7 protein-coding genes and 4 tRNA genes are annotated in these 7,309 nt (G+C 56.4%); 9 read left to right on the forward strand and 2 right to left on the reverse strand.

Going from position 1 to position 7,309, the window contains the following annotated elements; all coding sequences use genetic code 11:
• Position 1 precedes the first annotated feature (1 nt).
• On the reverse strand, positions 2–931 hold the full coding sequence (locus A3709_RS21770) for a hypothetical protein (protein WP_066059730.1): 930 nt from the start codon (positions 929–931) through the stop codon (positions 2–4).
• A complete protein-coding gene (locus A3709_RS21775; protein WP_066059732.1) occupies positions 928–1,743 on the reverse strand; it encodes a sulfotransferase family 2 domain-containing protein in 816 nt (271 codons plus the stop codon). Before A3709_RS21775 ends, A3709_RS21770 begins: the two co-directional genes overlap by 4 nt.
• A gap of 339 nt (positions 1,744–2,082) precedes the next feature.
• On the opposite strand from A3709_RS21775, the gene A3709_RS21780 reads away from it, so the two are divergent.
• The 9 genes from A3709_RS21780 to A3709_RS21820 form a co-directional block, all read left to right on the forward strand.
• A complete protein-coding gene (locus A3709_RS21780) occupies positions 2,083–3,210 on the forward strand; it encodes a DUF11 domain-containing protein (RefSeq protein WP_066059734.1) in 1,128 nt (375 codons plus the stop codon).
• Between the two features lie 128 nt (positions 3,211–3,338).
• Positions 3,339–4,520, forward strand: coding sequence for an acyl-CoA dehydrogenase family protein (locus tag A3709_RS21785; protein ID WP_066059735.1), 1,182 nt, complete (start codon positions 3,339–3,341; stop codon positions 4,518–4,520).
• Positions 4,521–4,943, forward strand: a complete 423-nt coding sequence (locus A3709_RS21790) for a DUF3429 domain-containing protein (RefSeq protein WP_066059737.1) — start codon at positions 4,521–4,523, stop codon at positions 4,941–4,943. It abuts the gene before it with no gap.
• Positions 4,944–5,514: 571 nt separating this feature from the next.
• Complete coding sequence (locus A3709_RS21795) at positions 5,515–6,024, forward strand: hypothetical protein (RefSeq protein ID WP_231871287.1); 510 nt, start codon at positions 5,515–5,517, stop codon at positions 6,022–6,024.
• A gap of 169 nt (positions 6,025–6,193) precedes the next feature.
• Positions 6,194–6,269: transfer RNA gene (locus A3709_RS21800), tRNA-Thr, on the forward strand.
• A gap of 175 nt (positions 6,270–6,444) precedes the next feature.
• Positions 6,445–6,528 (forward strand) — tRNA-Tyr (locus A3709_RS21805).
• Positions 6,529–6,602: 74 nt separating this feature from the next.
• A tRNA-Gly gene (locus A3709_RS21810) sits at positions 6,603–6,676 on the forward strand.
• Between the two features lie 17 nt (positions 6,677–6,693).
• Positions 6,694–6,769 (forward strand) — tRNA-Thr (locus tag A3709_RS21815).
• 87 nt (positions 6,770–6,856) lie between these two features.
• Positions 6,857–7,309, forward strand: a 453-nt coding sequence (locus A3709_RS21820) for a GTP-binding protein (protein WP_156507898.1), incomplete at its 3' end; no start/stop codon positions are given.

Below are 7,309 nucleotides of genomic sequence, written 5' to 3' on the forward strand. Positions count from 1 at the left end.
GCTAACGGTAGCGTAAGTCGATGTTGAAGTGTTCTTCCATCCAATTTATGTCAGCGCTGGACAGTTCCGCTACCCGCTGTATGACGTCGGGTGGCGCCCGGAATGGTTCGCCGGGCAGGGCGGCCAGCGCTCTCACCCGTTGTGCGGAGCGCTGGGGGTTGGCCACGCCCTCAATAAAGGCGGGTTTTTCCCGATTGTAGCTATCAAGCTGCTGCGCGGCCTGTGCGCTCATGCTGCTGTTGGCGGGTGCTGCCACATCGAACAGTAATCCGGAATCGATGCCCAGTTCCGCCAGTAGCGCGGTTGCCAGGCCGGCGGGGTGCTCCAGTGCTCGATGAAAGCTGTAAGCGCGCACTGCGCCTGCTCCAAATATTGCTTCCAGGGCCGTAAACTTGTCGCGCAACTGATGATGGGGCGGATTGCGATACAGGTTCTGAAGCTTGGCGCCAATGCGCAACCGTTGCTGTATCTCACTGGACAAGGCATGTTCCGGGTGGCGTACGCAGGCGATGACGGTTACCTTTTCAGCCAGTTGCGTTGCCCATTGTGCCAGGCCGGTTAGGTCCTCTGGCTGGAAGTGGGTGATGACTTCCGCGGAAAACAAAACGCTGTCGGCATGGGTCGCCGCGAAGCCTTGCTGCAGATCGGCGAGGGTGGCTCGATTATAGCGTTCGATATCGGCTTCAGTGTGCAGCCCCATGCCGGAAAGCCGCCGCCTTGCCCGGGGAAATTCGCAGAAAAGTGGACGCAGGTAGGGTGAATGGTTGCCGCTGAACTTCTTGCGGCCGGTGAAGGTGCAGGGGAAGTGCAGATTGCACTGTCGCTCCAGCGCATCCGCCTTGGCAGCGAAGGCCTCCTGGGCGTTGGTGGTGCCTGTTTTATCCAGGCCAATATGCAGGTAGCAGTGTTTAAAGCGCGGGGCAGCGGTCATTCAGGGGCGATGGGGCAGTCCAGTTCAGGTGAGTAATGATATGCCTTCATCTCCTCGGCATAAATAGCGCTGAGCAAACGCATGGATTCGTCGGTCATGAAATCTTCGTAACTGAACCGCTGGCCTTGTTCGATCAGAGCGTTGAGCTCGGCGAAATCGCAGCCCGCCAGTTTGGCCCCCTGGTACTGCGTCTGGTATTCGCCGCTGAAGCTGCGATTCAGCTTGTTGCTGGCGGTGTCGATGACGCGATCTTCCAGGGCCAGCGATTCGTAGGCGTCGCCAAAGCCCGCCCGAAAGATATCCAGGAGGCTGTCGACGGGGTCTTCGATGCGATAGTAGGTGTCGATCTTGGTTCTGCTGTTCCACTGGCTGTCAAAGTGAATGTCCAGGGGGCGACGCTGCTCGAACGCCTGTTCGAGGTAGTGGAGGAATTCCAGAAAACTGAAACCCTTCTCCCAGTCGGGGTCACGGCCCAGCGCGGCGAAGATTGGCCGATAAATCCACTGGACGTGATCCTGAATCTGAAAACGCTGCGCTTGGGGGGTGTTGATATCAACGCATTTATCCAGATAAGCGCTGACCAGTCTCGGGTAGGGATGGCGGACAATCGTGTAGCTGAAACGGTCGCAGCCGGTGCCGCGCAGCACGGGATTGAAGTGCTGGAAGGCATTATGAATATTGAGCGTCTCCCGCTGAGGTTCGGGCAGCTCCTGGCGATGTAAATCCACGAACAAACTACGATAGCTACTGCTCGCGCTTTTGGCATTGAAGTAATAAGTGTAGCGGTATTCCGCGCTCGCTAGAGGAATCATCCCTGCCCCATGCGTATTCTTTTTTGGAAAAAATAATCAATTTGCAGTGGGAAGGCAATGCCTGCGAAAGGTGTTAAGTCCTTTGGCTTGTGGAATGTTCTCGCGTCAACTCCTTGAGTATCCACAATGCCCTCCCGCTGCCTGGCATGATTCATGATCTCACTATCGCTGTCGGAGTCAGTGCATTGCGGACTGCGGCTGTATGACGTTGAGGTCGTAGCATATCGCCTTATGCTATTAGCACGATATCGCAACGTTTTTAGGCGTTTCTCGGTAAATTGGGGAAGATAGTCATCGGTATGATCGCCCAAGACTTGGTACCCCTTGGGGCATGCTTGTATGGACGTACGACAGGTGATCGCTATTTCTCTGCTGGTGTTACTATCGCCGCAGGCACTTGCTCAACTGGTGACCGTTGAGCCAGGCAGTCCAGGAGGATGGTTTCCGGGCTCGGGTAATACGGGCACGGGCTCCCTGAGTACGAACAATCCCCACGGCACCGGGGGTAATGGTTCGCTGGAATTGATACTCGATGGCAGTGACGGGCAAATCGTCAATGCCAAGCGCATACCTATCCTCACGCTCCATGATATCACCAAGATCAACTGGGACGCGGCGACGAACAGCAGTAATGTGCCGGTGCCAAAGGTGGAATACTGGTCCCCCACGGCCTTCGGCACATTGTTTCCTCAGCCTTCGCACCCGGGAGACGGCTCCTGGCAAACCTATGACGGCATGACGTTGCAGTGGTTCACCACCCAGGCCGGCTATCCAGCTTCTAGAACGTTTGCCGAATGGCAGGCGGAATTGGGTGATGTGCGCGTGAACTTCTTCTCGGTGGGCATAGGGTCCTCCAGCGGTGCTGTGGCGGCCACGACCGCTTATCTTGATATGGTGAGCCTTAACGCGACGACTTGGGATTTCGAGGGCGATGCTCCTCTGCCTCCAGTGCCGGAGGCGGATGTTGCGGTGGTAAAAACGCTGGGTAGCGCGGGACCCTTTGTCGCGGGTGATGTCATTCAGTACACGGTCGCCGTTAGTAATGCGGGGCCTGATCCATCAGTGGATGTGCTCGTAGATGATGTACCGACCAACCTGACGATTCTGACTGTTTCCAGCGCCAATTGCGCCGCACTGCCCTGCAAACTGGCCTCATTGGCCGGTGGCGCGTCTGAAATTATCACGCTTAGCGCCAGAATTGACGCAGCGGGGGCCTTTGATAACGCCGCAGGTGCCGGCTCCTCCCTGACATTTGACCCGGACACCAGCAACAACATTGATAACACAGGTAATGGGGGTATTGCCCAGGCGCAAGAGATGGGACCCGGGCCTCCCGATACCTCTCCACCGGGTGAGGTGACTGAGGTTCCCTTATTTTCAGGCTGGGACTTAGTCATCCTTGCCGTATTGATGGTCTGGGTGGGTGTTATCCGTCTGGGGCTGTTTGGCTTGGCAAAGTGGCCATAGTCGTATCGTGTTCGGATTTCTGATGCGGCGGAGCGCAGTGATCTACCCCGGCGACTCATATTTACCTCGTTTGGGCTAAATCCGTGGCTTCTGTATCTCCGTAATAACCATAAAACGGAGGAATGGACATGACTGCTGCACAAGAACTGGAAAGACAAGATGCCCTGGCGCGCGAGCTGACCGAGCGTGTAGAGGCGCTGCTACCTAATATCCGCGCGCGTGCCGATCAGGCCAGGGCTCTGCGGCGGGTGCCGGATGAAACTATTGCTGAGCTCCAGCAGGCGGGTTTTTTCCTGGCACTGCAGCCCGAAGCCTACAGCGGGTATCAACTGGATCCCCAGCACTTTTTTAAGTTGCAGGCAGCGATTGCGTCCGCCTGTATGTCGACCGCCTGGGCCAGCGGCATCATTGCCGTGCACGCGTTCCAGCTGGCGTTAATGGACCCGCGGGCTCAGCAAGAGGTCTGGGGGGATGACATCAACACCCGGGTGTCTTCTTCCTACGCCCCCCTGGGCAAGGTGGAAGTGGTGGAAGGTGGGTTCCTTTTGAGCGGGCGCTGGGGCTGGAGTTCCGGTTGCGATCACTGTACCTGGGTACTGTTGGGTGCCATTGTGCCCGAAGAGGGGTACCGGACGTTCTTGTTGCCCCGGTCGGACTACACCATCCACGATACGTGGAATTCCATGGGCCTGCAGGGCACCGGATCCAACGACATTGAAGTCGACAATGTTTTTGTGCCGGAGTACCGCACCCACAAGCAAATGGACGGTTTTACCGGTAACAACCCTGGTGTGGATGAGGGCAGCCCGAGCCTTTACCGCCTGCCCTGGGCGCAGACGTTTATCCGTGTGGTTTCTACACCGGCGATCGGGGCCGCCAGGGATGCCTTGCAACTCTATCGCGAACTCGTGCTCAGCAAAGCCAGTGGCGATGTCACCAAGCTGGCGGGAGATACTTCGGTGGCGGAGCGCATGGCCGCCGCCGAGAATTCGCTGGATGAAATGGAGTGCGTTCTATATCGCAACTTCGATGCCATGATGGCCAGTCTCCGCGCGGGCGACCCCATCGCCATTGAGGATCGGGCTCGATATCGCTATCAGGCGTCGCTGGTGATCGAGAAGTCCATGGATGTTGTGGATAGCCTATTCTCGTCAGCCGGCGGCAGCTCGGTGTTCGCAGGCAGTGAGATCCAGCAGCGTTTCCTCGATATCCACACCGCCCGTGCCCATGTGGCTAATAACCCGACGGGATTTGCCCGGAATCTGGGGGGCGTGCTGCTGGGGGCCGACAACCAGGATCTGTTCATCTGAATGTCCACACGATCGCTGATGGCCTCGCTTGGTTATGCGGGGCTGATACCGTTCTATGGCAGCGCCGGATGGGCGTTGACAGGGCTGCCAGGCGCTGACTGGGCAATCGAGCTCTTCATTGTCTATGCAGTGGCGATTTTGGCGTTTCTTGGCGGTACGCTTTGGGGGTATGCGGTTCAGGTTGGTCCGGACTCCAAGCGTCTCAGGCTTGTGCTGAGTAACGCCGCTGTTCTATTTGCCGTCGTTGCGGCCTTGGTGGGGTCCCCGTTGGTATCTATATCGATGCTCGCGTTAGGGCAAGTTCTAGTGCTCATGTATGAGCGCAGCGGGCGTGATTCGCGTGACTGGTATATACGCCTGCGGACCCGGTTAACACTGGGTGTTCTGCCTGCCCACGGTGTCGCTGCTCTGGCGGTGTCTTAACATCCTGTTTTTTGGCTGTAGAGCGTGGCCTGAGAGGGTGTGAGATCACCGCGCTTTTAAGGGCGCGGACGTGAAACCAGCCACCAATATCTCCATACCACTGGCATGATCCTTTTTTGTGCTCTGATGATGGCCAAACCTATAGCATCCCCCTCGGCGTTGTCAGGTTGGGCTGGTTTTCACGGATATAGCAGTTTGACTGCCTGGGCAATGCTGGCCCACATTAGCAGGCCCCGCACACGGGCGGGGGCTCGCATTCGCGAGGGGTGGTTACACGTCTCGTCGATAGTGGTTATTATTTAGGGGTGGGTTCACCAATACATAGTTATGGAGATTTTAATTGAAAAGATTATCACTGTTGTCGGCATCCATATTTCTGTTGGTGACGCACATCGAAGCAGGGGCTGTCCCGGTGCTCGTCAATGGGGATTTCTCCAGTGGCCTGGCCAGCTGGACAACACAGAATAGTGGCGACGGGGCTGACACTGCAGTCATCTGGATTATTGAGGACCCAAGTGGTTTTGATCAGCTGGTAAACGACGGATCAAGTGCGGCGGAGGCCTCCAGGGTTGTGTACCAGGATTTTGTCGTGCCTGCAGAAGGTGTTGATTCGGCAAGTTTCAATTTTGACTACTACGCAAGCAATAGTGTGCCAATAAACTCGGATGCCTTCACGACATTTGTTAATAATCCTGGCGGCAGCAATAATGGAATGCGTATCGATATTCTCTCGCCTGCGGATAATGTTTTTTCGGGCACGGTCTTATTTGGTCTTTTTGCCCCAACTGATGGGAGCCCGGTCGGTTTGCCCACTGCATTGGTCGCCAATGCCTACCCTGACCCTGCCGCCCTTGCCGCTTTCCTGAATTCTCAGGCTGGGAATACTCTGCGACTAAGGCTCGGGCACAGGGAAGAGAGCTTTCCCTGGAACACCGGGTTTGACAATATCAACCTGGATATCACCGCCGCAAGCGGACCGGTTGAGCCGCCCAGGCGTGTGCCAGTGATGCCGCTGGGCGCCTTGGGTTTGATGGTTCTCGGAGTCTTGGCGCTGGTTCGCCGCAGGCTCACTCAGCGCTAGTTCCCTAGAGTGTGCTCAAGGGTCACTTCGGTGGCACTTTTTTGTGCCCACAAGGGAGTTAAACCTATTGCATCCCCCCAATGCTTCCCCTAGAATTGCCCGCCGTTGAGTCAGGTGAGTATCGCAAGGTTCCTCTTTCTATACAGTCCTACTCACCGGTCTGGATTTGGCTGGCGTAGCTCAGTAGGTAGAGCAGCTGATTTGTAATCAGCCGGTCGGGGGTTCGATTCCTCTCGCCAGCTCCATTCCACCCTTGCTTCTCCTCTCGACTTCGCCCTCGATTGCGGCGCATTGACCGCAGCGGGAGAACGCCTGAAAGCGGCATTTCAGGCTGGCTCAGAAAGTGTGCGTAAGTCGATAATTTTATTGGGAGAAGCGGTTGACATAAGGGGTGGTCATCCGGACAATATGCCGCCTTCTGGAGGGGTTCCCGAGTGGCCAAAGGGATCAGACTGTAAATCTGACGCGAAAGCTTCGGTGGTTCGAATCCACCCCCCTCCACCATGTTTTGACTGAGTCAGTGGGCCTGGTTCAGGGGTAAAGCCCAGAAGGGCAAGACAATTAGGTTTAGCGGTACCGCGGGTATAGTTCAATGGTAGAACCTCAGCCTTCCAAGCTGATGATGCGGGTTCGATTCCCGCTACCCGCTCCAGAGTTGAAGGTTTTGAGGCTCATATAGCTCAGTCGGTAGAGCACTTCCTTGGTAAGGAAGAGGTCACCGGTTCAAATCCGGTTATGAGCTCCACTTTCGCTCTCATGTAATTGAAGTTGTTAGGTTTTTAACTAAGCGGTTGATACGGCCCAGGGCCGGCGCAGACAGGAGATTGTCGTAATGGCAAAAGAAACGTTTGAACGTACTAAGCCCCACGTAAACGTGGGCACCATCGGTCACGTTGACCACGGTAAAACTACCCTGACAGCGGCCCTGACCCGCGTATGCTCCGAAGTATGGGGCGGCGACGCGGTAGCCTTCGACGGTATCGACAACGCACCTGAAGAGAAAGAGCGTGGCATCACCATCGCGACTTCTCACGTTGAGTACGACTCTCCGATTCGTCACTACGCGCACGTTGACTGCCCCGGACACGCTGACTACGTGAAGAACATGATTACCGGTGCTGCGCAGATGGACGGCGCGATCCTGGTTTGTGGTGCTACTGACGGCCCCATGCCCCAGACTCGTGAGCACATCCTGCTGTCTCGTCAGGTAGGCGTACCTTACATCGTTGTATTCCTGAACAAGGCTGACCTGCTCGCAGAAGACTGTGGCGGCGCCGACACCGAA

The sequence above is a fragment of the Halioglobus sp. HI00S01 genome (assembly GCF_001635445.1).
In the GTDB taxonomy this organism is placed as follows: domain Bacteria; phylum Pseudomonadota; class Gammaproteobacteria; order Pseudomonadales; family Halieaceae; genus Halioglobus; species Halioglobus japonicus.